Here is a 22,960-nt window from a genome sequence, read left to right on the forward strand (position 1 = left end):
CTAGTTTTGTTGCGGCGTAGTGGCAATTTGGTATGTCGTTGTACTATTTCCAACACACATAATAGAGAGCAAAAAACGACTTGAGGTGGTGTCAGCGTGCTATCTGATATTTACAAAACATATAACTGGACGCTGGCCGAGCTGCATGCTTTCTGTCTGATCTGTGAGTGCCAGAACCTGAGCCAGGCGGCGCTACGTATCGGGATCAGCCAGTCTGCCATTTCCCTGATGGTGCAGCGTTGGCGGCAGGCTTTGGGCGACCCTTTGTTTGTGCGGGCACGCTATGGCGTCGCGCCCACGCAAATTGCCATTGCCCTGCGGGAAAAGCTGCAACCCTTGCTGGAAGAGGTAGGTATTGCGCTGACTCAGACCCAGGGCTTCAATCCTGCTCAGTCTACGCGCGTTTTTAAAGTCCATATGACGGACATTGGCCAGTTGGTCTTTTTGCCCGGTCTGAACAACTTTGTGGCCAAACATGCGCCGGGTATTCGTCTGGTGGTCAAGAACCTGGGCTGGGAAGCGCTGGAAAGCGGCTTGAGTTCGGGCGAGATTGATGTGGCGATTGGGTCTTTGCCCATGATTAAAGGCCGGGTGCATTCGCGTGCATTTCGGCACGAACGCTATGTGACGGCCATGCGCAAAGGCCATCCACTGGCTAAAACCGAGCTGGATCTGGCCGCTTTTGTAGCGGCAGATCATTTGGCGATTGATGCCACCAGCAGTGGGCATTCTCTGGTGGAAAATGCCCTGCGCGCTCTGGATATGCGCCGCAATATCAGCCTGACCATTCCGCATTACTTGGCGGCCGAACAGATTCTGGTCAACAGCAATTATTTGCTGACCGTGCCCAATGTGGCTGTGCTGTCTTTTCAAGACCCTGCTGCGCTGCGGATTGTGCCTACGCCGTTGGCTTTGCCCAGTTTTGATGTGCGCGTTCATTGGCACGAGCGTAGCCGACAGGATGAAGGCGTGCGTTGGCTGCGTACGGCGATTTCCGATTTGTTTGAGCAACGCTAGGCCCATTCTTTTTGCGATTAGGATGCCGTTTGCGCAAGGGCTGTATACGGTGTGTGAAGGTCGTCGTTCAGCACCTTGCCCACTTGGCCATCAATCAAATTTCAGTACGGCTTCTAGCTCGTGCTCCCCATAGGTGCCGCCTGTCAGCTCAAAGCCCAGTTTGGTGTAGAACGCTTCTGGGCTGCCTTCGCCCCGGCTATAGCCCAGCCGAATTTCCTTGTAGCCCTGGTACTTCAGGTCGTGGATCAGCAGCGCGATTGCCTTGCGCCCGAAACCCAGACTTTGGAAGGGGGCGGCAATCATGAAACGCCATAAAAAGGCACCGGGATACAGAATGCCTTCATCGTGGTCGGCACCGATGTGCAGCATGATAAAGCCCACCATCGTGTCATCAGCGTAGATGGCACGGAACCAGGCATTCTCGGAAAAGTGAGCCTCGGCAATGGAGGTGCCATTGTCAGCAATCATGCTGCGCTGTGCGGGCGAGAGGGTCTCGCTGAGCTCGCACACCTCGTAGATGGTTTTCGAGTTGATGCGACGAAAAGAGACGGTGGCATCTTTGGAAAGGGTTGGTTCGCTCATATGAATTCAAGGTTTTGTGTTCAGGTCAGATAAAGGCGGCTCAGGTGCGTTTGGGGCCGTAGGTAATGCGTCTGAGCACGGCTTCCAGCGGGCCACGGCCCCATTGTTGGGCGATCAGGCCTGTCAGGCTCATGGCAAGTAGGGCCAGTGCGATGGCGATCAGCAACAGCGCCGCGTTGCCAAAGGAATCAAACAAGTCCAGACCATAACTGCTGAAGATCAGCCCTGCCAAAATGCCCTGGCTGACGTAGGCGCTAAGCGAATTGCGGCCCGCTTCAATCAGCACATTGGGCAGACTGAACCATTGTCCGCAACGCAGCAACAGGTACAGATACACCGTGGATAACAAAGGCGCGCCGATGGCGATGCTGAAAAGGCCCACCAAGCCCATCAGACTCTCGTCGTTGGACACGCTGGCGCTAAAGAGGTTGATGGCCAGAGCCAGCGGCAAGAGCCAGGGCAGGGCGCGTCCCAGTTTTTGCTGTCCAGCGCTATTAGCGTCAAAAAATTTGCTTTTGGCAGCCGCCAGGCCCATCAGCATGGCCCCAAAGGCTAGCGGGCCTTGATACAGGAATAGAAAGGCAAAAGACTCAGGCCATTCGTCCAGGCGGGCCAGGGTGGCTTCGGAAAAGGCGCCACCCAGAGCGTAAGTAGGGGCAGCTTCTTCGGCGCCGGACAAGAGGAAAACGATCAGGGCTATGCTGAGTATTTCCACCACCACCATCAACAAGGCTACCTTAAGCAACCCGCGAGGCGAGAGGTTTCGTAGTGGCCAGATCAACAGGCCCAACACTGCGTAGAGCAGCAGAATGTCACCGGTAAAAACCAGTGTCGCGTGAAGGCAACCCAGCAAGGCCAGGCCGGTCAGACGTCGAAAATAGCGGCTGCTTAAAGCTACTCCGGCACGCTGAGCAGAGCGAGCCTGGATTTCAATGCCCCAGCCAAAAATCAGCGAGAACAAGAGAAAGAATTTGCCCTGAAACAGGAATTCGATCAGGAACGCGGCCGCATGGTCATAGGCGGGTGAGGTCGCCGTCGGGTCACTGTCTGTCAGTGCCAGGTAGGGGATGTTCACCACACAAATACCGATCAGGGCGGCGGTGCGAATCAGGTCGATGGAGGAGTTGCGAGTAGCTGAAGACATGGATGTTTATTGATTGAGCGCTTGTTCAATGCCATAATATTGAGCGCTTGCTCAATGTGTCAATAGAAAGGGAAAGGGATGAGTGAAAAAGAAGACAGTGCGACACGAATTCGACAGGCTGCCGTCGAGATCCTGCTGGAAGTGGGCGTGCGTGCTGCCACCACGCGCATGGTGACGGAACGGGCTGGTGTAGGCCGTGGGCTGTTGAACCATTACTTTCGCTGGTCCGAATTACGGGCCGAGGCCTGGGGCGAGATTTTTGATCGTCTGATCGAGCAGGATGCCGAGCAGGCTCTGGGGCCAGAGGCCCTGATGGAAAACTATTTACGCGCGGCTTTTGACCAGAGCAATCGCATTTACTGGTTCCTGTGGCTGGATGCCACCGACCTGGCTAAAACCGATGCGGCCTTGGCCGTGGTGATTACACGGGTGCAAAGCCGAATGCTGGAACAAATGGCAGGCTATCTGCGCCAAGGTGCCGAACAAGGACTGTGGCAAGCGTCCGACCCGGACGGCATTGCGTTGCGGTTGTCCGCACTGTACGACGGTCTGGCCAATATGTTGCTGACGGACTCGACGGATTTGAGTGCGGAGCAAGCCGAGCAACATTTACGGCATTTATTTTTTCTGGAAACCCGGCTGACCTAAGCTGAACGCGTCGGCCCACTTCTTAGTTGTTTGATGATGGAAATCGATACCGATTACAAAACGCTGTCTTCCCGCCATACCTCCGTAGGCCGGATTTTGAGACTGTTCAAACCTTGGCGCCTGCGCTTGCTGCTGGTGGGTTTGTTGATTGCCTTTGGTGCGATGACCGGAGTGGTGTCGCCCTTTTTGCTGCGCGATATTATCGACATCGCCTTGCCGCAGCAGGACTTTGGCTTGCTGGTGTGGCTGGTGCTGGGCCTGCTGGGAATCAGCGTTCTGGCCGCGTGCATCAGTGTGCTGCAAACCGTTCTGTCCACCAAGATCGGGCAGGCCATCATGCACGATTTGCGGGTCGGTTTGTATAGCCACTTGCAGAGCCTGTCGCTGGGTTTTTTTATTCGTACCCGTACGGGGGAAATCCAGTCCCGTATCGCGAATGATATTGGTGGTTTGCAGGCGGTAGTCAGCAACACAGCCACGGACCTGGCGCGCAATTTCAGCGTGGTGGCAACGACGGCTATTGCCATGCTGTTGCTGGACTGGCGACTGGCCCTGTTTTCTTTTGCGGTGTTGCCTCCTTCGGTCTGGTTAAGCAATAAGGTCGGAGAACTGCGCGAGCGTCTGACGCACGATCAGCAAGCCGGTCATGCGGATATGGCGGCGACCGTGCAGGAAACCTTGTCGGCTCCGGGCATTATCTTGTCGCGCACCCTGGCGCAAGGCGGTTTTCTGACGCGGCGTTTTGCCCAGGTTTCGTCCGAAGTGGCACGCCTGGAAGTGCGCGCGCAGACGGCTGGGGAATGGCAATGGTCCCTGATCTATCTGCTGCTGGGTGCCTTGCCAGCCCTGACCCTGTTGCTGGGTGGCTGGTTGATCGGGCAAGGTGTTCCGGTGACTATCGGCACTCTGGTGGCCTTGATCGCTTTGCAGGAACAGTTGATGTGGCCACTGGAAGATTTGCTGCAAAGCGGGGTGCAACTGCGTACAACGCGTGCCTTGTTCACTCGAATTTTCGAGTACATGGATACGCGTCCTGAATTGACGGAACCTGCGCAGCCCAGCCCCTTTCCATCGACGGGGCCGCGTGGTCACGTGCGGCTGGAAGGCGTTAGCTACCGCTATCAGTCCGAGACAGCGACGCTGTCCGACATCACTATGGATATTCCTGCGGGCAATCATGTCGCCATTGTGGGACCGACGGGAGCGGGTAAAACGACCTTGGGTTATTTGCTGGCGCGTTTGGCCGACCCCAATCAGGGCAGTATTACGATTGATGGTATTGATCTGCGCCAGATGAGTTTCGAGCAGTTGGCCAGTGTGCTGGGCGTGGTGAATCAGGAACCCTTTTTGCTGAATGCCAGCATTGCGGAAAATCTGCGTTTTGCACGACCTGAGGCTAGTGATGAAGAACTGTTGGCGGCGGCTAAAACCGCGCAGATTCACGACTTCATCATGTCCTTGCCGCAGGGCTATGCCACTACCGTGGGCGAGCGAGGGTATCGTTTTTCAGGGGGCGAAAAGCAACGTCTGGCCCTGGCCCGGACGATCTTGCGCAACCCACCCGTCCTGTTGCTGGACGAGGCCACCAGTGCCTTGGATAACACGACGGAAAATGCCATGTCAGCCGCGCTGGCCAAGATGGCGGAAACCCGTACCGTTATTTCGATTGCGCACCGCCTGTCCACCGTGCGCCATGCTGACCGCGTGTTTGTGCTCAAGTCAGGCAGGCTGGTTGAGCAGGGCAGTCACCAGGAGCTGGTCGCACTGGATGGCGTATACGCCCAGCTCCTGAAGTCCGGTCAGTCCACGTGACCGAAGTGCCGGAAATAGTGAACACAAAGCAGTATCAAGGAGACCTTTTGTGACCAGCGAGTACATGGCCGTGTCTGCATCGGCATTAAGCAAAATCACCACCTTTGAGGATGGTGATCCCGCCGAGAACCCTTGGGTGGCCGGCCAGCCTAAAGCAGAGCTGATCGAGGTTCAGGCCTACGATGCGAACTGGCCTGTGTTGTATCAGCGCTTGAGCCAGGAAATCCTGGAGGCACTGGGCAATAAGGCCTTGACCATTGCACATGTGGGTTCGACCGCCGTGATTGGCCTGCCCGCCAAGCCTGTTATTGATATTGATGTGCTGGTGGCCGACCCGCAGCAGGAAGACGACTATGTGCCTGCCTTGGAGGCCTTGGGCTATGAGTTGAGCATACGCGAGCGTTCCTGGTATCAGCACCGTATGCTGCGTCAGGAAGACCCACGAGTGAACTTGCATGTGTTTGGTCCGGATTGCCCCGAGCATATTCGCCATATCCTGTTTCGGGATTGGCTCAGTACGCATCCTGAGGATTTGCAGCGTTATGCACAGGCCAAAATGCAGGCCAAAGAGGGAGCTGATAGCGTACGGGACTACAACCAGCGAAAGCAGGCAGTGGTTCGAGATATTTACCGGAAGATTTTCGAGTCCCAAGGTCTGCTGTAACTCCAGGCTGCTTTGTCGGGAGTGACCCTCCTGCTAAAAAAACCTGTGAAACCCTAAAAGGGAAAGATGATGAATATTCGCCATTCGCGCCCGGAGGACGGGCAACGTGCTGTTGAAATCTGGCGCAAGGCCGTTGATGCCACGCACGATTTTTTATCCGCTCAGGATCGTCAGGGAATTGATGAACTGGTATGTGGCTTTTTGCCTCAGGCCAGCTTGTGGCTGGCGGTGGACGAAGCGGACTACCCGCTGGCTTTCATGCTGATTGATGAAGGCCATATGCAGGCCTTGTTTGTGGACCCGGACAGCCGGGGAACGGGTGTGGGCAAGGCTTTGGTGCTGCACGGCTTGAGTCTGAATCCCACCATGACCACCGATGTGAATGAACAGAATGGGCAAGCCGTGGGTTTTTACGAAAAAATGGGCTTCAAGCGTATTGGCCGCTCGCCTGTGGATGATCAGGGCAAGCCTTATCCGCTGATTCATCTGCAATATCAGGCCTGATGTGCATCGCATGGTCTGATGCTTTCGGTTTGACTCTCTCCCCCGTCTTTTAGCGACTGTTTTTAGCAAGGTTTTTGAGTATGAGTTTCCCTGCTGCCTGGCAAACCCGGCTGGCTGCCGCCAAGGTGCAACGTCAAACCATAGGGGAATCCGGGGCTGACGTCTGGCGTCTGGACTGGCCGGATGGTTCCTGCCAGTTTGTGAAGGCAGAGGATGATCTGCCCTTGGCCGAGCTACCCGATGAAATCGAGCGCTTGCGCTGGATGCACACGCAAGGTCTGCCTTGTCCCGAAGTGCTGGACACGCTGGTCGTAGATGGCCGCCATTGGCTTCTGATGAGCGCTGTTCCAGGGCGCGATCTGGCCTGTACAGAAGGCTTGTCTCCCCAGCATACGGTGGAGTTGTTGGCTTCGTCCTTGCAAAGTCTGCACCGCTTGCCTCTTGAATCTTGCCCCTTCGATCACCGCCTGGAACACCGTCTGGCCGATGCCAGTGCACGGGCGAAAGCGGGCCTGATTGATGAAGAAGACTTTGACGATGAACGCCAGGGCATGCCGGTTCAAAGCCTGCTGGAGGAGCTGTATGCCAGCCGTCCCACGCAGGAAGATCTGGTGGTCACCCATGGTGATGCTTGTTTGCCCAACTTCATGGTGCATCAAGGGCAGTTCAGTGGCTTTATCGACTGCGGACGCCTGGGCGTGGCGGATCGTTTTCAGGATCTGGCGCTGACGGCGCGCAGCATAGAACGGAATTTGGGCAAGGAATGGCTGGCGCCTTTCTTTGCTCTGTACGGCGTGGAAATGGATGCCGAGCGCATCGCTTTCTTCTGCCTTCTGGATGAGTTTTTTTAAACCCGACGGGTCTGTGTAGACGGGCAAGTGCGTCAACCCCATCCGCTTGCTTCTCCTCGCATCAAAGATCGGCCAGCTCACTATCGTGAACTGGCTGATGGGCTACGTATTTTTGAGTGAGTTCAATGATGGTTACTTCCACTTCTTCCGAACAAAGCGTGTTTTCTCCCAAGGTCAGCCACTATTGGGAAACCCGCTTTGCACGCGGCATTCCCTACAGCAGCAGTGCAGAGCTGGTGCTGCGTGTTGACGACAGCCTGGATGAGGGCGAAGCGGGCATGGTCTTGCAGCGTCCCGGCCAGCCTGTGTGGGCCTTGATCTCTCCTGCAATGGCAAAAACCATAGGCCCTCGCCCCCTGACTTCTCTGGAGGATTTGCAGGCCGCGGTGCAGGAGGCAGGCGGGTGTTTTCACGGTGCTGATGCGCTGTTTTATTTCCCTTTGGCGGTTCAGGCAGGTTTGAATGCCGCCTCGGCAGGTGGGTCTGTACGTCAGTTAAATGCCGTTGATGCTGCTGCGTTTGAAGCCTTCTCCGAGCAAGCCAGCGAAGAGGACCGGGACGCCAGTTATGTAGAACTGGATCACTGGCTGGTTTTCGGTGCGTTTGATGGCGAAGAACTGGCCTGCGCGGCCAGCATGTATGCCTGGGACGAGGACGAGTTTGGTCTGGCTGATCTTGGTGTGCTGACGCGTGCCGACAAGCGTGGCCGGGGGTACGCCCGTTCTACGGTTCAGGCCATGTGCCATTGCGCTTTGCAGCAAGGCTGGGAGCCGCAATACCGCTTTCAAGGGGATAACCTGGCCTCGGCCAGCGTCGCCCGTGGTGCAGGTCTGGAACTGTACGGCTATTGGGATGTGATTCTGCCGCCCGTATAAAGACGCCAAGCTATTGAGCATGGGCGCTGGCGGGATGTGCAGCGCCCATGTGTTATTTCAGTCATACTCTGACGATACCGGGGCAGTATTTAGGGAGTTCTTAGGTAATCCCTGAACAATTCTTGGACGATATCCAGGTCGCTCCCAGGTGGCTGCCACGCAGTTCCCAGACAAAGCCAGTGCCGTTTTGGACGCTGGCTTTGTGCTTTTATGCGCAGACAAACTCCAGCTCACCGATCCCTTGAATCGCGGCCTGAATCCGGTCGCCGGGAGCGGCATACAGCATAGGCAGGCAAGTGCCGGTAATGATGACCTGACCCTTTTGCAGCCCGCCAAGATGATGGCTCCCCTGATTGGCCAGCCAGATCAGCAGCCGTGTCAGTTCACCGGCTGGATTCTGGTTCGGGCCTTGCAGCAAGGCTTGCTGTCCCACCTGCAGGCGCGCCCATTCAGGCTGTAGCCGTGTCATGTCCTGCGCGGCGATACCCTGCGCCTGATGGACCAGCGCGCCGTGGCTGGCCAGATCGGCCAAGGTGGATAGACGGCCCACGGTGTCACGCTGGGCAAAACGGGATTCGACAATCTCGACTGCCACACAAACCTGGCTGACCGCCTGCCAGATTTGTTCCATGGAATAGGGGGCCTGGGCGGGCGGCAAGTCCTGGCCCAGAATCAGGCCGATTTCCACTTCTATTCCGCGCAAGGACAGATCTTCACCGGCGGGTGTATCCGGGCTGGCGTAACGAAAGCGCTGGGGCAGGGGGGCGCAGGTTGGCGGGGCCACGCTATTGGCCGCGCCGACTTTCCAGCCACCTACAGGGCCCAAGGTGTCCATTTGCGCAGCCTGGACGCGATAGGCCTGATCAAAAGACACAGGGCGCAGCGCCTCGGGCCAGTCCTCGATGGGGCGATTCTCTTGGCGAGCCTGAAGCAGCCGCTGTGCGGTTGCCAGGCAGCCGGGTTGTAAAGGGGCGTTCATCAAGGCTTACCAGCCTAACAAGCAACGGCCCAAGGCAACCGCAACGGTGGCCTGCGTGGGCTCCACGACGGCAATGCCCAAAGCCTGCTCCAGTGCCTCGCGCTGATTGGCCATACCGGCACAACCCAGCACCACCACATCGGCACCGTGCTCATCACGCAAGCGCTGCCCGACTTCTGTCAGACGTTGCAGGGCTTTTTTCTCGTCAGCCAGTTCCGACACGCCCATATTGATGGCCAGATCTGCCGCCAGACGATCCGTCACACCCATTGCGCCAAAGTAGCGCAGGTGACGCGGAATGGAAGCCTGCAAAATGGACAGCACGCCAAAGCGCTGGCCCAGCGACAGGGCGGTCAGCACGCCGGTTTCAGCAATGCCCAATACAGGTACATCCACCGCTTCGCGCAAGGTGTACAGGCCGGGGTCGCTGAAGCAGGCCACTACATAAGCAGCGGCGTCTTCTTTGACGCTCAGGGCCTGGGCGCGCAGATGGGGAATCAGGGTGTCGATATCGGTTTGGCTTTGTACACCCGCTGGGCCTTGGGGCAGGCGCAGGCAGGAGATGGCCGGGCCATCGGCCAGACGCAAGGGCTGGACAGCACGGTCCAGGCCATCCGTTACGATCTGGCTGGAATTGGGGTTCAGAACGTAGATATGAGGGCGACGGTTCATGATGTTTTTATGTTTGGGTGGGCGGTAGCCCGTTTTGGTGGCTTAGTTTTTCTGACTGAAAGCGGCCCTGCAGGCCGACATACCAGTCAGAACCATGCATGCGTCCAATAGGGTCGTAAGCGTCTATATCAATGCGCCCTTCAGGCGTCAGGATGGCGTCGTCGCAGTGCAAATGCAGGATTTCGCCAATGACGATATGACGTAGCGGGCCCAGGTCCAGCGCAGTGTGCAAGCGGCATTCAAACTGCACCGGGCATTGGGCGATGCGGGGCGGCTGCACTTGCACGCTGGGGGCCAGATCCAGGCCCGCTTGCAGATGCTCGGCCTGCCCGGTCGGGTAGGCAATGCCGCAGATATTCATGGCGCGTGCCATCTTGGCGCTGATCAGGTTCACCACAAACTGGCCGGTGGCCAGGATATTGCGGGTGGTGTCCTTCAGGCCATCGGCGGAATGCGCATCGTTTTCCAGGCCCAGTGCCAGCACGGCAGGCTCTGAACCCATCACATTGAAAAAGCTGAATGGGGCCGTGTTCACGCGCCCCTGCTGGTCACAGGTCGTGACCAGGGCAATGGGGCGCGGCAACACGGTGTTGACCAACAAGCGGTAGCGTTCGCGTTCGCTGAGCTGATCACAGGACCAGTCCATGTCAGTTCTCCAGACTCTGGTCCAACATGACAACGGTCTGATACAGAACCCGCGTACCGTCCAGAAGCTGCTCGGAGGTAATGGATTCTTCGGGGCAATGGCTGCGACCATTCAGGCAAGGAATGAAGATCATGCCCATGGGGCCGCTGGGTGCCATGTAAACCGCATCGTGACCGGCTCCGCTAGGCATGACCATGCTCTGGTATCCCAAAGCGCTGGCAGCCTGCTCGATAATGTTCATCACATCCGGCGTGCAGTCTGTGGGCTTGGCCAGGCTGACTTGTGCCGCGTCCAGACCCAGGCCCATGGCCTCGATTTTCGGGCGCAACTGGACCAGCAGTTCCTCGGTGAAGTTCTGCATCAGTTCCTGACGGTCGCTGCGTACTTCCACCATCATTTCTACGCGTCCGGGAACGGCATTGGAGGCGTTGGGCGTCAGGTTCAGGTTGCCAATGGTGGCGACCAGATAGTCTGGCCCACCCAGCGCGCGGCGGGCCTTGCGGTCTACTTCACTGATGATCAGGCTGGCACCGACCAGGGCATCACGGCGGATGTCCATCGGTGTGGTGCCTGCATGGTCTGGACGACCTGTGATGATGATGCGGTGGCGGCAAATGCCCACGATATTGCTGACCACACCAATGGGCAGATTGCGCGATTCCAGCACCGGCCCTTGTTCGATATGCAGCTCGACAAAAGCGGCGGTATCGCCTGGGGCGCGACGGGCCTGGGCCAGTTCCTGGGGGCGGCCACCGATGCGGGCAATGCCTTGCGCCAGTGTTTCACCCTGCGGATTGCGTTCGGCCAGCATGGTGTCGGACAGGACCCCGCCCATGGCGCGGCTGCCTACGCAGGACACGCCATAGTCGCTAGGCTCTTCAGACAGAAAATCCACCACTTCAAAAGGATGGTCTAGCTGGATGTTCTGCTCGTTCAAGCAACGGGCCACTTCCAGCCCGGCCAGCACGCCGATGATGCCGTCGTAGCGCCCGCCATACATCACGGTGTCGCAGTGCGAGCCGGTGGTAATCGGTGCCAGGCCGGGCTTGCGCCCTTCGCGGCGGCCGATCAGATTGCCTGCGGCATCCATGCGTACGCTCAGGCCCGCTTCCTCGAACTGTTTCAGCAGCCACTGACGCGATTGCAGAAACAGATCGGAGAAGGCGCGGCGTGTCCAGGGCTGGTCGGGCAGCGTGAACGCGGCCAGCTCCTGGGTGCTGCGCCACAGGCGCTCCTGATTCAACAAGGGCATGGCCAGACTCATGACAGTTCGCCTGCCTTGTGCGGACGGATGAACTGACCGTCGCCCGCCGCGTTACGCACGGTTTTGCCGTCCCAGGCCAGTTGGCCGCGCACATAGGTGGCTTCCACACGTACCTGGAATTCACGGTCCTCGAAGGAACTCCAGGTCACGGCGGACAGGCTGTTGGACGGGTCAAAGCGGTAAGTTTCGGGTTTGACGATCACGATGTCGGCGTCTGCGCCCACATTCAGCGAACCCTTGCGGTGTTCTAGCAGGAAGTGTTGGGCAGGGCCCCAGCACAATTGCTTGACGACCATGGTGGGGGAAATGCCGTGCTCGGCGCAGCCTGTCCAGAAGGCGGGCAGCAGGGTTTCCAGACCAGGACCACCGGAGGAGTTCTGGAACACATTGTCAAACTGCTTGCGCTCCAGGCCCCAGCTCACGTGGTCGGAAGACACGAAGGTACATTCGTCGTTGGCGATGTGGGTCCAGAGCAGATCCATTTCCGCCTTGGGGCGAATGGGTGGGTAGTGCTTGGTCTTGGCACCGAAGCGGCGGGTGTGCTCTTCGTGGTTCAGCATCAGGTACTGCACGCAGGTTTCAATCGAGGCCTTGTGGCCTGCCTGACGGTACATATTGCAGATTTCAAAACCGCGCGACAGGGACACGTGCACGGCGTGGGCACGGGCGCCGGTCTGGGCACCGATTTCATAAATGGCGCTGGTGGCCAGGTTTTCGATCAGTGGTGTGTGGGCGCGCAAGAATGCGTCCCAGCCCGTATCACCAGCTTCGACCATGCGCTTGATGTTCTTGCGGGTCAGTTCCTGATCCTGGTTGTGAACACCGCAGGCCAGGCCGGAGGGGGCAATCAGGCGGAAGGCTTCCATCAGGATGTCTTCTTCCACGCGCGGGAAGCGGTTGGGGCTGGCTTCAAAGGTAGAGAACTTGAAACCGCAAACGCCGCCTTCAATCAGGCCCGCTGCCGCTTCCAGACCATGCTGGTCGTTCAATGTGCCGTAGCAGGCCACGTCCACGTGACAGTCGCTTTCAATGCGGGCAATCTTGTCTTCCAGTTGGGGGCGGGAGGCAACGGGTTCGGGATCGTCGTAAGGCATTTCCACCATGGTGGTCACGCCACCAGCCGCCGCAGCACGCGAAGCCCAACCCAGGCCTTCCTGATTGGCCTGGCTGCCGGAGTGCACCTGACCGTCCAGCACGCCGGGCATTACCCACATGCCACGCGCATCTACGTGCTCGCGGGCCGAGGGCGCGGCACCAACGCCACGGGCGGCCACACGGCCTTCCCGCACGGCCAGCCAGCCGTCAGTGATGATGCGGTCGCGCTCAACAATATTTCCTCGTACTACCAGATCGAAGTCGCTCATTATCTTCCTCCTTGGATGGCTCGGGCCTGCGCATGTCGCGTGCCCGTAATCGTGTTCGTTTCTATGATTGAAGCAAATCTAATCATGAATGTCGTATGCCTATTTATCGGTAAAACATAACGTCATGTTAAGTCTTGCTTGGAGTGCGCCCAGCGCTGCACGTGATAGCGGTCATGGCCCAGGCACAGGCAGAAAGAACCTACGGCTTTGGCCAGTTTTTCCGTGATGTGGCGTTTGTCGTAGGTATTGCGTGTGATGCGTTCCTGGGCCTGCTCCACTTGCTGGCGCAGGCGCGGCATATTCACTTGTGTTAACTGTCGGTCGCGCACGGCAAACTGGCCGTCGACCATTACATGGCGCAGGGCCAGGCCGTCTTCCAGATGCACCAGTTGGTTGATCGTGTTGTTATGTGGAATCCAGTTGATGTGGGCCAGATCCAGAAACACGATATCGGCCTTGCGACCCGGCTCCAGACGGCCTAACTGTTCGCCCATGCCCAGACAGCGGGCGCTGCCTTCAGTGGCCGCGTACAGAGCTTGTTCGGTTGTGACCCAGCGCTCCGTATCCGGGCCACGTACCTTGGAAGAGAAGGAGGCCAGACGCATGGCTTCGTACATGTTCTGGTTATCGCCACTGTTTGAGCCGTCCGTGCCCAGGCCCACGGTAATACCGCGTTCCAGCATGGAGTTCACGTCGGCAATCCCATTACCTAAACGCATATTGCTGCCGGGGTTGTGGGCCACCATGGCGCCGCGCACCGCCAGAATGTCCAGATCGCGCTCGTCCAGCCAGATGGCGTGCGCCAGGGTGAAGCGGGGCGAGATCAGGCCCAGCTTGTCCAGATGCTGAACAATGGTGGTGCCATAACGCTTCATGCCGGTCAGGGCTTGCACATAGGATTCACCGACGTGGCTGTGCAGGCCGATATTGCGCTCTGCACTGATTTCACCGCAGGTTTGCAGGAACTCGTCCGAGCACAGCATGGGAATGGTCGGGGCCAGGGCCACGCGAATGCGGTCGGGGTTGCGCTGCTGGTCCAGAAAGTCTGTCAGGCCCGATAGCGTGGCCCGAAACGACTGGGGGGCCAGTTGAGCCACAAACTTCTGCAATTCTTCCGGCAGGGCTTCGATCAGGCCGGGCACGGATTGGTAAAAGGACAGGTCCGCCATCATGGGGGCGACCGTGGCCCGCATACCGGCATCCACGTAGGCCTGTGCGACGGCATTCATGCCTTCCGCCGTGGGCACGGGGACCTCAGAGTACAGGTCGTAGCTGGCGGTACAGCCTTTCAGCAGCATTTCTGCGGCATTGAGCTGCGTGCTCAGGTACTTGTCTTCCAGATGGCGGTCGCCATTGATCCAGGGACCTGCCGTCAGTAACAGCTCCAGAGACCAGCGATCTCCCATGGCCTTGGCATAGGTGCCGTGGCCGTGGGTATGCGCATTGATCAGGCCGGGATGCAGCAGTTGGTCATCCGCTTGCACGACTGTGGCATCAGCAGGTGCGGGCAGGTCGGGCGGGCCCATGGCTTCGATCTCGCCATTCTTGATCAGAATGTCCAAAGGCTCGGCTTTGGCGTGAGCGTGGGCCAGCACCAGGCCCCCACGGATGACGGTATAAGGTGATGTCATGATCAGCTCCGATTGTCCTTGATCGCCCAAGGGAACAGGATGCGTTCAGCCGCAGAAATCACCTGGAAGAACACAATGCCCAGCACCGACAAGATCGCCATGGCGCCAAAGGCAACCGGTGTTTTGAAGAAAGCGGTGGAGGTGGTGATCAGATAGCCCAGACCTTGGTCGGCCGCCACAAACTCACCCACCACAGCGCCCACGACGGACAAGGTGATGGCCACTTTCAGGCCCGAGAAAATAAAGGGCACGGCAAAGGGCAGGCGGATACGGAAGAACTCTTGCAAACGGGTGGCGCGGCAGGCACGGACCAGCTCAATCAGTTCGGGCGGGGCGGCTAGAAGGCCAGCGGTCATGGAGATGACCAGCGGGAAAAACGCGACCAGAAAGGTGACGACGACGCGTGGCAGCTCGGTGGGGCCAAAGATAATGACAAGAATCGGAGCCAGGGCCACTTTAGGGATGGACTGAGTCAGAATCAGCAGCGGGTAGATAGCCTGCTCGAAAAAACGCGAGTAGGTAATCAGCACGGCCAGCGGGAAGCTGATCACAATGGACAACAAAAAGCCCAGCATGATGGTGCGCGTGGACACCAGCGTGTGCATCAGCATGGCCTCTTTCATTTGCATGGAATCGGCCCAGATGCGCGAGGGGGCGGGCACCAGGTATTCAGGAATATCAAACAGGCGGCTGGCCAGTTCCCACAGAATGACCACGGCAATCAGGGTGATGGCCGGGACGGTGATTTCATTGAAATCGCGCAGGTGCAGTCGTCGCTTGCGCACGGGCGAGGCGACCAGGGTTTGAGTTTGCTCGCTCATCAAGCCACCTCGTGTTGGAAAATAAGTTCACGGACGGCAGCGGCACAGCGCGTAAATTCCGGCGTGCCCACCAGGGAAAAGTCTCGTTCTCGGGGCAGGTTCACGTCCAGGATTTCGGTAATCTGGCCGGGGCGCGGCGACATCACCACAATGCGGTGGCCCAGCATGACGGCCTCTGAAATCGAGTGCGTCACAAACACAATGGTTTTGGGGTCTTCGTACCAAAGGCGCAGCAGCTCCAGCGTCATGGTTTCGCGGGTCAGCGCGTCCAGAGCACCGAAGGGTTCATCCATCAGCACCACTTTGGGGTTGTGGACCAGGGCGCGGCAAATGGCCACGCGTTGTTGCATGCCGCCGGATAATTGCTTGGGGTGATGATGCAGAAAATTCCCCAGGCCAGCGGTGGTCAGCAGACGCGTGGCGCGGCTGCGGGCCTGATCGTCCAGACGACCCATGATGCTCGAAGGCAGGAGGGTGTTGTCCAGAATATTGGCCCAGGGCACCAGGGTCGGGGCCTGGAACACAATGCCGGTGTCCTGGCGAGGGTGGGCAACGATTTCATCATCAATGCTGACGGTGCCGCTTGTGGGCATCAGCAAGCCTGCAATCAGGCGCAGCAGGGTGGATTTCCCACAGCCCGACGCGCCGACGATGGCAATGATTTCGTTGTCCTGGATGTCCAGATTGATTTGTTTCAGCGCCTGAGTCTCTCGCTCGGTATTACGACCGTAGATCAGGTTGACGTCTTGAATGCGTATCACAATGCGCTCCTAGGCGCGCGCTGACCCGCCTGGGCCAGCCAGTGCGCGCGCGAAAATCAGCTCAGCTCAGGGCTTGGCCGTGCCGTTGGCCTTGACGATGAACTGGGTGTCGTAGGCTTGGTGATAGTCCCAGGATGGGTCCAGGCTCTGCGCTTCTGCAACCGCCTCGTACGTGGTTTTCATGCGGCCTTCTTCCAGGCTGCCCACTCCGTGCTCGGCGCTGAAATCGGTGTAGATGTAGCCCAGCACGGCGTTCAGATTGCCCATGCAGTCATCCAGATCGATTTCGGGATTGGCTTTGACATGGGCTTGGCAGGCGGTATCCGGGTCCTTGCGGGCGGCATCCCAGGCTTCGATGGTGGCGTTCAGGAAGTTCTGCACCATCTGTGGGCGTTCAGCCAGGGTCTTTTCAGTGGCAAAAACGGACAGGGCGTAAATGTTGAAACCCTGGTCGCTAAAGGGCAGCACCACGATTTCCTTGCCAAAACGCTTGGCCTGTTTGTTCTGGTAGTAGTAGTTCGTGGCCAGGAAAGGAGCAGCGTCCACTTTGCCGTTGATCAGCAGTGGTGCCATGGAGGAACCGTCCACGGTTACCCACTGAATCTTGTCAGGATCAGTGTTGGCTTTGCGCGCCACCATGGGGAAGTAAAGTTTGTGGCTGTTGCCGGGCGAGACGGCAATTTTCTTGCCTTCCAGGCCGGAGAAGTCGGTAATGCCCGAGTCTTTGCGCACAAACAGGGAATGGGCCGAGTGCGAGAAGGTGGAAGCAATGGCCTTGATGGGCGTCTGGCTGTTCTGGCGCGAGGTCAGAATGGCGGAAATATCGGCCAGGCCAATATCGGCTGCGCCACCGGCTACTTTCAGAACCGTATCGCCTGAACCAGTACCGCGGGTGATCTTCAGGTCTATGCCGTTTTTCTCGTAAATTCCGTTGGCAATGCCCGAGTAATACGGGGCATAGTCGCCGGTGGGGATGAAGTCCAGCATCAGATGAACTTTGTCAGCGGCATGGGCGGTGGGCGCAGCGGCGGCCAGTCCCAAGCCCAGCACCGCAAGGGTGCGTGCAAGCAGGGTTTGCATGATTTTGTCTCCGTGTCGTAGTTATGAAGCCGCTCTGTAAGCCCGTTGCGATCAAGGCGCGCCGGGATGGCAGCTTGAAAAAATTGAAACATAGGCAAATCAAAATGTCTTATGCTTATTTGTGCTCGAAACATAAGGCTACGTTAAGGGATGCTGCTCAATCTTCGTCAAATCGAGGTTTTCCGCGCGATCATGCTGACCGGTTCCATCAGCAAGGCGGCGCAATTGCTGAACGTGTCGCAACCGGCCATCAGCCGCCTTCTGTCCTATACCGAATCGCGTATTGGTCTGGTGCTGTTCGAGCGCATCAAGGGGCGTCTGTACCCCACGCCGGAGGCGCGTCGGCTCTATCAGGAAGTGGAGCAAGTCCATAACAGTGTGCAGCGGGTAAACGAGGTGGCCACCGACCTGATCGAGAAGCGCCACGGCAGCTTGCACATTGCCGTCAGCCCCAGCCTGGGGCAAACCTTGATCCCCATGGCCGTCACGCGTTTTCGCAAAGCATTTCCGGATGTGAAGGTATATGTGCGTACCCTGATTTCCAGTGATCTGGTTCAGGCTTTGGTCACCCAACAGGCCGAAGTGGGCGTGGCCATTGTGCCGCTGACGCATCCCAGCCTGCATGCCCAATCCATCTACGAAAACCATCTGGTGGCGGTGTTGCCAGCCAGTCATCCCCTGGCTGACAAGCAGGAGCTGGATGCCAGCGATCTGGAAGGGCTGGACCTGATTGGTTATGGCAATGACACCCCTTATGGGCAGATGGTGCAGCAGTTATTTGGTAACCGTCCGGGTGTGCCGCAACTGGCGGTGGAAGTGCGTTTGACGCACATTGCCTGTGCCATGGTGCAGGCCGGAGCAGGCATTGCGATTGTGGATGAGCTGGCCGTAGCAGGCCGGGTCTGGCCCGATGTGGTGGTACGCCCGATTAATCCCCGCACCACCATGCCTTTGCACATGCTGCATTCCAATGTGGTGCCGGTTTCGCAGTTGGCCCATGACTTCATGGAAGTGGTGATCTCCACGGCGTCCCGAGGTATGCGGGCAGGCTGGGCCTGAGTTGATCACCCATCAGTAAACCGTTCCTCGCTTTGCGTCTTGCCTGGCTGCCTCTCCAAGGGGGGACTTACCCTTAGAGGAGCCTGGGCGGGAAAACACGCTGCGTCCGTGAAGTCCGCCGTGTACAGGGAACACGAGTATTTGCTTAACGCTGTGTTATGAAGAGTTAATAAAAAAGCATATGACATCAAGGTTTTGCCACCCCTAGAATTAAAAGCACTACAAACTAGAAAATGATGGCAAGGAGACCTTATGCAAGGCGTAAACACTATCGCCGCGTTGGCTGCGGCTGTTTCTCGCAAACACAGCGTTGCCCTTCTGGGACATGCCCGTTTGGGACGTGCCCGTCTGGGACATACCCGTTTGGGGCATAAAGCTGGCTTGATGCTGGCTGCCGTGGCCGCTGGCCTGGCCTTGAGCCTGCCAGCACATGCTGACAATCCCAATCAGGGCAAGAAGTTCAAAGTAGCTGCTGATGTGGGCCTGGTGCCGTTTTTCATGCGTGGTACCGATGGCAAGATGGATGGTTTTTCCAACGACCTGACTCAGGAAGTGGCCCAGCGCATGGGCTATGACGGTGCCGAGGTCATCGACACCCCGTTTTCTGCTATTTTTGCGGGCCTGTTTTCCAGCCGCTACGACATGGTGGCCGCGCCCACCAACACGACGCTGGAACGCGCTCAGCAAATGTTGTTTGCCGAGCCTTATATGGCAGGCGGCCTGAGCTTTCTGGCTAAAAAAGGCGCTACCGTCAATTCGCTGGAAGACCTGAAAGGCAAGACCATTGCCGTCAATAACGGCAGTTTCTCGGACCGCTGGTTGCAAGATAACCAGGAAAAATACGGCTACAAGATCCAGCGTTTCAACAAGAACACGGATGCCGTGCAGGCGGTGGCCATTGGCCGTGCCTTTGCCAATATGTCCGAAACTCCCTTGGCGCGTTATATCGCCACCCAAACCCCCGCACTGGCTCCGGTCTATGACATGACCACCGAGGCCAACTACGCCTTTGCCTTCCGCAAGGACGACACGGCCTTGCGCAACCGCGTGGATGAAGTGCTGGAATGCATGAAGCAGGACGGCTCCCTGTCCAAGCTGCATGTGAAGTGGTTTGGTACGGAACCCAATGCTGGTACAGCCATGACGGTGATTTTCCCCGGCTACGGCGTGCCTGATTTCCCTGGCTACGAGCCCACCGAGCACACTCCCGACTGCTCCCGTCCGTAAAAGCGCCATCGCGCTGTTTCTCTAGCTATATGGCCCTGCAGGGGCCGGTCCCCGCCTGCCCGACTGGCAGGCGGACAAGGAGCGACCATGAGTGAAATTGTCCGCATCCAGGGCTTGCGCAAGTCGTTTGGGCAAGCCGAAATTCTTAAAGGCATAGACCTGAGCGTCAACACTGGCGAAGTCGTGGTGATGATTGGCGGTTCGGGATCAGGCAAAAGTACCTGCCTGCGCTGCATCAACCGCCTGGAAACCCCCACCAGCGGCACGATTGTGGTGGCAGGCAGTGATGTGACCTGTCCGCGCACCGACCTGAATCAGGTACGTCAAAACATCGGCATGGTGTTTCAAGGCATACACCTGTACCCGCACATGACGGCGCTGGGCAATGTGATGCTGGCGCTGCGCAAGGTAAAGAAAGTGCCCAAGGCGCAGGCCGAAGAACTGGCTCGCCATCATCTGGAACAAGTGGGCCTGGCCCAGCGTATCGAGCACTATCCCAGCCAGTTATCCGGTGGTCAGCAGCAGCGTGTGGGCATTGCCCGCGCTTTGGCGCTGGAACCCAAAGTCATGCTGTTTGATGAGCCGACCTCGGGCCTGGACCCGGAGCTGGTGGGTGAAGTGCTGAGTGTTATGAAACGCACCCGCGATGCGGGCATGACCATGGTGATTGTCACGCATGAAATGCAGTTTGCCCGCGAAGTAGGGGACCGCATTGTGTTCATGGACCAGGGCGTGATTCTGGATCAAGGCAGTCCCGAGGAAATTCTGAGCAAGCCGCGTCACAAGCGTATTCAGGATTTTCTGAGCCGCATGCACTGAGGCCGGCCATGGATCAGATTCTCTATTACTTCTTTAACTGGACGCTGATCAGCCCCCATCTGCCCGAGATCATGCAGGGCTTTTGGGTCACGCTGCAAATGGCCGTGATGACCGTGGTTCTGGGTACTGTCCTGGGCCTGGCGCTGGCCGTGTTGCGCTGCTATGGCTGGCGTCCCGTGAATATTCTGATGACGCTGTATGTGGACGTATTCCGTGCGATTCCGCAGTTGGTCATTATTGTGCTGGTCTTTTTCGCCTTGCCCTCGGTGGGCATTGTGATCGAACCGGTCCCGGCTACTGTGCTGGCCTTGAGTCTTGTGCTGTCCGCTTTTGCCGAAGAGATTTTCTGGTCGGGTATTGCTTCAGTGCCTACGGGGCAGTGGGAAGCAGGCCGCTCGACCGGCATGGGATTCAGCCAGACGCTGTTTGCCATCATTCTGCCGCAAGCCGTGCGACTGGCGATTCCACCGCTAACCAATCGCGCCATCGGCATTACCAAAGGCACCACGCTGGGCTCAGTCATTGCTGTGCCCGAGCTGCTTAATGTGTCCAGCAACATCCAGTCCAACATCGCCAACCCTACGGCTTTTACGGCGGGGGCCATTTTGTTCTGCCTGATTTTCTTCCCCTTCGTTTACCTGACACGGGTACTCGAACGGCGCTATGCGATCAAGTCGTAGGAGATATGCACTATGGAACTGATCGATACCTTTTTGAACCCCAAAATCATTGCCGCTAGCTGGCCGCTGCTGTTACAGGGCTTGTGGCTGACGGTGAAGCTCTCTGTAATCATCGTGCCGCTGGCGGCCTTGCTGGGTCTGGTGATTGCCTGCTTGCACTATCAAAAGCATCGCTGGCTGAACCGCCTGATTCTGCTGTACGTGGATTTCTTTCGCGCTTTCCCGCCTTTGGTGCTGCTGATCTTCATTTATTACGGTTTGCCCTTTCTGGGCGTGCCCCTGAATGAGTTTTCGGCCACGGTGCTGGCCTTGGTCCTGAACAGCAGTGGCTACTTTGCGGAGATTTTCCGCGCAGGGCTGGAGTCGGTGTCGCCCGGCCAGAACGAGGCGGCCCGCTCTACGGGTTTGAGCGCCCGTCAGGCCATGACCTACGTGGTCGTGCCCCAGGGCGTACGCAATGTGATTCCGGATCTGGCCAGCAACACGCTGGAGGCCATCAAGCAGACCTCGATTGCGTCCGCTGTGGCCTTGCCCGAGTTGCTGCGTTCGGCCCAGATCGTGCAGGGTGAGACCTATAGCCAGACACCACTGGTCGCTGCTGCGCTGATTTACTTCCTTCTTCTGTGGCCCTTGGTACGTGCGATCTCGCGTATGCAAAAGCCGTTTGTTATTCCTCGTTGAGCCTAAGCGTAATTATGAAAAATAAAGGTGTCTTTTCCATTTGCCCCACCCCCTTCAAACCGGGTGGTGAGCTGGATTTGCAAAGCCTGGTCAGCCTAGTGAATTTCCAGCTTGAAGCCGGTATTCACGGACTGGCAATCTTGGGGGTGATGGGCGAGCTGCATAAGCTCAGCACCTTCGAGCGTCGTCGTGTCATTGAAACTGTGGTGGCAGCAGTGCGGGGCGCGGTGCCAGTCTGGGTGGGCGTGCGTGCTTTGGGCACAGCCGCCGCAGTGGAACAGGCTCGTAGTGCCGAGGATCTGGGCGCCGATGCGATTTTTGTCGCTCCCCTGGCCGGCGCAGACGACGAGATGCAGGTGTCCTATTACCGCCAGATCGTGCAGGCTATCCGCCTCCCTGTGGTCATTCACGACTTCCCGGAATTGTTTGCGGCTCGCATCAGTCCAGCCTTGGCTGTGCGTCTGAAAGCGGAGGCGGGCGTGTCTATCCTGAACTCCGAAGATCCCCCAGTAGGTCAAAAAATTACCGCTGTGCGGGGCTTGTCGGGCGATGCCTTCCCTATCTTGAGTGGCCTGGGCGGCATGCATTTTCTGGAGGAACTGCAACGGGGGGCAGATGGTGTGGTTACCGGCTTTTCCTTCCCGGAAATTCTGTTGAAAGTGTATGAGCTGCATCGCCAGGGCGATCAAGAAGAAGCCGCCCGTGTCTTTGACCGTTATTGCTCGCTGATTCGCTACGAATTCCAGCCCTTGGTGGCGCTGGCGTTGCGCAAATATTCCTATATGCGCCGTGGCATCATCGCCTGCGACGCCACCCGCGACCCGGCTACCGCGCTGGATCACATCAGCCGTGACGAGTTCGAGGCCGTGGTGCGCCGTGTGGGTCTGGACTTGTCCGCCAAGGGTGTGCAAACCGTTTAAACCTTGCTGTTCTTGAGTAATTGCTGCATTTGTTGGATTTGCCGGATAAACACCGAGAGGATTCTCGATGTTTATCCATTTTTTTTGCTTGCGCTTCTTCTTCTTCTTCTTCTTTGGCCCTTGTAGAGCGGAGCTGTGTCCGAAGCAGGAGGCTGGCGAGATAAGGAAACAAGAAGCGCAAAAGTGGCTGCATGTTTAGATAGTGCCTCGTGAAAACGCCGGTCTAGGCCGGGGGGCCGTCCTCCGGGCTTGGCTCCTT

24 protein-coding genes are annotated in these 22,960 nt (G+C 57.9%); 13 read left to right on the forward strand and 11 right to left on the reverse strand.

Annotated features, from left to right (window positions below; translation table 11 throughout):
• The first annotated feature begins 96 nt into the window (after positions 1 to 96).
• Complete coding sequence (locus JYG33_RS15235) at positions 97 to 1,017, forward strand: LysR family transcriptional regulator (protein WP_207873028.1); 921 nt, start codon at positions 97 to 99, stop codon at positions 1,015 to 1,017.
• Between the two features lie 90 nt (positions 1,018 to 1,107).
• On the opposite strand, the gene JYG33_RS15240 is transcribed toward JYG33_RS15235, so the two are convergent.
• Positions 1,108 to 1,599, reverse strand: a complete 492-nt coding sequence (locus tag JYG33_RS15240; protein ID WP_207873029.1) for a GNAT family N-acetyltransferase — start codon at positions 1,597 to 1,599, stop codon at positions 1,108 to 1,110.
• Positions 1,600 to 1,639: 40 nt separating this feature from the next.
• Positions 1,640 to 2,743, reverse strand: coding sequence for a DUF418 domain-containing protein (locus JYG33_RS15245; protein WP_207873030.1), 1,104 nt, complete (start codon positions 2,741 to 2,743; stop codon positions 1,640 to 1,642).
• A 78-nt stretch (positions 2,744 to 2,821) separates the two neighbouring features.
• Between JYG33_RS15245 and JYG33_RS15250 the strand changes: the two genes are divergently transcribed.
• The 6 genes from JYG33_RS15250 to JYG33_RS15275 all read left to right on the forward strand — a co-directional run bounded on the left by JYG33_RS15250 (position 2,822) and on the right by JYG33_RS15275 (position 8,097).
• Positions 2,822 to 3,391: a TetR/AcrR family transcriptional regulator gene (locus JYG33_RS15250; protein WP_207873031.1), complete on the forward strand. Its 570-nt coding sequence runs from the start codon at positions 2,822 to 2,824 to the stop codon at positions 3,389 to 3,391.
• A 33-nt stretch (positions 3,392 to 3,424) separates the two neighbouring features.
• Positions 3,425 to 5,203 (forward strand): ABC transporter ATP-binding protein, encoded by a 1,779-nt coding sequence (locus tag JYG33_RS15255; protein WP_243430195.1) that lies wholly within the window; start codon positions 3,425 to 3,427, stop codon positions 5,201 to 5,203.
• Between the two features lie 49 nt (positions 5,204 to 5,252).
• Positions 5,253 to 5,867: a GrpB family protein gene (locus tag JYG33_RS15260; protein WP_243430196.1), complete on the forward strand. Its 615-nt coding sequence runs from the start codon at positions 5,253 to 5,255 to the stop codon at positions 5,865 to 5,867.
• 66 nt (positions 5,868 to 5,933) lie between these two features.
• Positions 5,934 to 6,371 (forward strand): acetyltransferase, encoded by a 438-nt coding sequence (locus JYG33_RS15265; RefSeq protein ID WP_207873032.1) that lies wholly within the window; start codon positions 5,934 to 5,936, stop codon positions 6,369 to 6,371.
• Between the two features lie 80 nt (positions 6,372 to 6,451).
• Complete coding sequence (locus JYG33_RS15270; RefSeq protein WP_207873033.1) at positions 6,452 to 7,222, forward strand: APH(3')-II family aminoglycoside O-phosphotransferase; 771 nt, start codon at positions 6,452 to 6,454, stop codon at positions 7,220 to 7,222.
• A 125-nt stretch (positions 7,223 to 7,347) separates the two neighbouring features.
• Complete coding sequence (locus JYG33_RS15275) at positions 7,348 to 8,097, forward strand: GNAT family N-acetyltransferase (protein WP_207873034.1); 750 nt, start codon at positions 7,348 to 7,350, stop codon at positions 8,095 to 8,097.
• 208 nt (positions 8,098 to 8,305) lie between these two features.
• On the opposite strand, the gene JYG33_RS15280 is transcribed toward JYG33_RS15275, so the two are convergent.
• The 9 genes from JYG33_RS15280 to JYG33_RS15320 form a co-directional block, all read right to left on the reverse strand.
• Entirely contained in the window at positions 8,306 to 9,076 is a 771-nt protein-coding gene (locus JYG33_RS15280; RefSeq protein ID WP_207873035.1) for a fumarylacetoacetate hydrolase family protein, read from the reverse strand.
• Positions 9,077 to 9,082: 6 nt separating this feature from the next.
• On the reverse strand, positions 9,083 to 9,748 hold the full coding sequence (locus tag JYG33_RS15285; RefSeq protein WP_009462753.1) for an aspartate/glutamate racemase family protein: 666 nt from the start codon (positions 9,746 to 9,748) through the stop codon (positions 9,083 to 9,085).
• 7 nt (positions 9,749 to 9,755) lie between these two features.
• Positions 9,756 to 10,394: a flavin reductase family protein gene (locus JYG33_RS15290; RefSeq protein WP_207873036.1), complete on the reverse strand. Its 639-nt coding sequence runs from the start codon at positions 10,392 to 10,394 to the stop codon at positions 9,756 to 9,758.
• A gap of 1 nt (position 10,395) precedes the next feature.
• Positions 10,396 to 11,658, reverse strand: a complete 1,263-nt coding sequence (locus JYG33_RS15295) for a Zn-dependent hydrolase (protein ID WP_207873037.1) — start codon at positions 11,656 to 11,658, stop codon at positions 10,396 to 10,398.
• The gene (locus tag JYG33_RS15300) at positions 11,655 to 13,022 is read right to left on the reverse strand and encodes an amidohydrolase family protein (protein WP_108728256.1); all 1,368 of its coding nucleotides are present in this window, start codon (positions 13,020 to 13,022) and stop codon (positions 11,655 to 11,657) included. The genes JYG33_RS15295 and JYG33_RS15300 overlap by 4 nt, the downstream gene beginning before the upstream one ends.
• A gap of 122 nt (positions 13,023 to 13,144) precedes the next feature.
• Positions 13,145 to 14,653 (reverse strand): amidohydrolase family protein, encoded by a 1,509-nt coding sequence (locus JYG33_RS15305; protein WP_207873038.1) that lies wholly within the window; start codon positions 14,651 to 14,653, stop codon positions 13,145 to 13,147.
• 2 nt (positions 14,654 to 14,655) lie between these two features.
• The gene (locus JYG33_RS15310; RefSeq protein WP_243430197.1) at positions 14,656 to 15,474 is read right to left on the reverse strand and encodes an ABC transporter permease; all 819 of its coding nucleotides are present in this window, start codon (positions 15,472 to 15,474) and stop codon (positions 14,656 to 14,658) included.
• Positions 15,474 to 16,235: an ABC transporter ATP-binding protein gene (locus JYG33_RS15315; protein ID WP_045930687.1), complete on the reverse strand. Its 762-nt coding sequence runs from the start codon at positions 16,233 to 16,235 to the stop codon at positions 15,474 to 15,476. The genes JYG33_RS15310 and JYG33_RS15315 overlap by 1 nt, the downstream gene beginning before the upstream one ends.
• 66 nt (positions 16,236 to 16,301) lie before the next feature.
• The gene (locus JYG33_RS15320) at positions 16,302 to 17,315 is read right to left on the reverse strand and encodes an ABC transporter substrate-binding protein (RefSeq protein ID WP_207873042.1); all 1,014 of its coding nucleotides are present in this window, start codon (positions 17,313 to 17,315) and stop codon (positions 16,302 to 16,304) included.
• Positions 17,316 to 17,465: 150 nt separating this feature from the next.
• On the opposite strand from JYG33_RS15320, the gene JYG33_RS15325 reads away from it, so the two are divergent.
• From JYG33_RS15325 to JYG33_RS15350, 6 genes are all read left to right on the forward strand, one after another.
• On the forward strand, positions 17,466 to 18,374 hold the full coding sequence (locus JYG33_RS15325; RefSeq protein WP_207873044.1) for a LysR substrate-binding domain-containing protein: 909 nt from the start codon (positions 17,466 to 17,468) through the stop codon (positions 18,372 to 18,374).
• Positions 18,375 to 18,626: 252 nt separating this feature from the next.
• A complete protein-coding gene (locus JYG33_RS15330; protein WP_207873045.1) occupies positions 18,627 to 19,601 on the forward strand; it encodes an ABC transporter substrate-binding protein in 975 nt (324 codons plus the stop codon).
• Between the two features lie 87 nt (positions 19,602 to 19,688).
• Positions 19,689 to 20,420, forward strand: coding sequence for an amino acid ABC transporter ATP-binding protein (locus JYG33_RS15335; RefSeq protein ID WP_279382243.1), 732 nt, complete (start codon positions 19,689 to 19,691; stop codon positions 20,418 to 20,420).
• Positions 20,421 to 20,428: 8 nt separating this feature from the next.
• Positions 20,429 to 21,100: an amino acid ABC transporter permease gene (locus JYG33_RS15340; protein ID WP_207873046.1), complete on the forward strand. Its 672-nt coding sequence runs from the start codon at positions 20,429 to 20,431 to the stop codon at positions 21,098 to 21,100.
• Between the two features lie 12 nt (positions 21,101 to 21,112).
• On the forward strand, positions 21,113 to 21,781 hold the full coding sequence (locus JYG33_RS15345; RefSeq protein WP_207873047.1) for an amino acid ABC transporter permease: 669 nt from the start codon (positions 21,113 to 21,115) through the stop codon (positions 21,779 to 21,781).
• A gap of 14 nt (positions 21,782 to 21,795) precedes the next feature.
• Positions 21,796 to 22,701 carry a dihydrodipicolinate synthase family protein gene (locus tag JYG33_RS15350; protein ID WP_207873048.1) on the forward strand — a complete coding sequence of 302 codons (906 nt, stop codon included), beginning with the start codon at positions 21,796 to 21,798 and terminating at the stop codon, positions 22,699 to 22,701.
• The last annotated feature ends 259 nt before the right edge of the window (positions 22,702 to 22,960 follow it).

The organism is Alcaligenes sp. SORT26, from assembly GCF_017377875.1.
In the GTDB taxonomy this organism is placed as follows: Bacteria; Pseudomonadota; Gammaproteobacteria; order Burkholderiales; family Burkholderiaceae_B; genus Alcaligenes; species Alcaligenes parafaecalis.

What these genes read in the sequence shown, in the direction of transcription:
- JYG33_RS15240 (WP_207873029.1), bottom strand. Translation starts at nt 1,599, where the DNA reads ATGAGCGAACCAACCCTTTCCAAAGATGCCACCGTCTCTTTTCGTCGC.
- JYG33_RS15245 (WP_207873030.1), bottom strand. Translation starts at nt 2,743, where the DNA reads ATGTCTTCAGCTACTCGCAACTCCTCCATCGACCTGATTCGCACCGCC.
- JYG33_RS15250 (WP_207873031.1), top strand. Translation starts at nt 2,822, where the DNA reads ATGAGTGAAAAAGAAGACAGTGCGACACGAATTCGACAGGCTGCCGTC.
- JYG33_RS15255 (WP_243430195.1), top strand. Translation starts at nt 3,425, where the DNA reads ATGATGGAAATCGATACCGATTACAAAACGCTGTCTTCCCGCCATACC.
- JYG33_RS15265 (WP_207873032.1), top strand. Translation starts at nt 5,934, where the DNA reads ATGATGAATATTCGCCATTCGCGCCCGGAGGACGGGCAACGTGCTGTT.
- JYG33_RS15270 (WP_207873033.1), top strand. Translation starts at nt 6,452, where the DNA reads ATGAGTTTCCCTGCTGCCTGGCAAACCCGGCTGGCTGCCGCCAAGGTG.
- JYG33_RS15275 (WP_207873034.1), top strand. Translation starts at nt 7,348, where the DNA reads ATGATGGTTACTTCCACTTCTTCCGAACAAAGCGTGTTTTCTCCCAAG.
- JYG33_RS15280 (WP_207873035.1), bottom strand. Translation starts at nt 9,076, where the DNA reads ATGAACGCCCCTTTACAACCCGGCTGCCTGGCAACCGCACAGCGGCTG.
- JYG33_RS15285 (WP_009462753.1), bottom strand. Translation starts at nt 9,748, where the DNA reads ATGAACCGTCGCCCTCATATCTACGTTCTGAACCCCAATTCCAGCCAG.
- JYG33_RS15290 (WP_207873036.1), bottom strand. Translation starts at nt 10,394, where the DNA reads ATGGACTGGTCCTGTGATCAGCTCAGCGAACGCGAACGCTACCGCTTG.
- JYG33_RS15295 (WP_207873037.1), bottom strand. Translation starts at nt 11,658, where the DNA reads ATGAGTCTGGCCATGCCCTTGTTGAATCAGGAGCGCCTGTGGCGCAGC.
- JYG33_RS15300 (WP_108728256.1), bottom strand. Translation starts at nt 13,022, where the DNA reads ATGAGCGACTTCGATCTGGTAGTACGAGGAAATATTGTTGAGCGCGAC.
- JYG33_RS15305 (WP_207873038.1), bottom strand. Translation starts at nt 14,653, where the DNA reads ATGACATCACCTTATACCGTCATCCGTGGGGGCCTGGTGCTGGCCCAC.
- JYG33_RS15310 (WP_243430197.1), bottom strand. Translation starts at nt 15,474, where the DNA reads ATGAGCGAGCAAACTCAAACCCTGGTCGCCTCGCCCGTGCGCAAGCGA.
- JYG33_RS15320 (WP_207873042.1), bottom strand. Translation starts at nt 17,315, where the DNA reads ATGCAAACCCTGCTTGCACGCACCCTTGCGGTGCTGGGCTTGGGACTG.
- JYG33_RS15325 (WP_207873044.1), top strand. Translation starts at nt 17,466, where the DNA reads ATGCTGCTCAATCTTCGTCAAATCGAGGTTTTCCGCGCGATCATGCTG.
- JYG33_RS15330 (WP_207873045.1), top strand. Translation starts at nt 18,627, where the DNA reads ATGCAAGGCGTAAACACTATCGCCGCGTTGGCTGCGGCTGTTTCTCGC.
- JYG33_RS15335 (WP_279382243.1), top strand. Translation starts at nt 19,689, where the DNA reads ATGAGTGAAATTGTCCGCATCCAGGGCTTGCGCAAGTCGTTTGGGCAA.
- JYG33_RS15340 (WP_207873046.1), top strand. Translation starts at nt 20,429, where the DNA reads ATGGATCAGATTCTCTATTACTTCTTTAACTGGACGCTGATCAGCCCC.
- JYG33_RS15345 (WP_207873047.1), top strand. Translation starts at nt 21,113, where the DNA reads ATGGAACTGATCGATACCTTTTTGAACCCCAAAATCATTGCCGCTAGC.
- JYG33_RS15350 (WP_207873048.1), top strand. Translation starts at nt 21,796, where the DNA reads ATGAAAAATAAAGGTGTCTTTTCCATTTGCCCCACCCCCTTCAAACCG.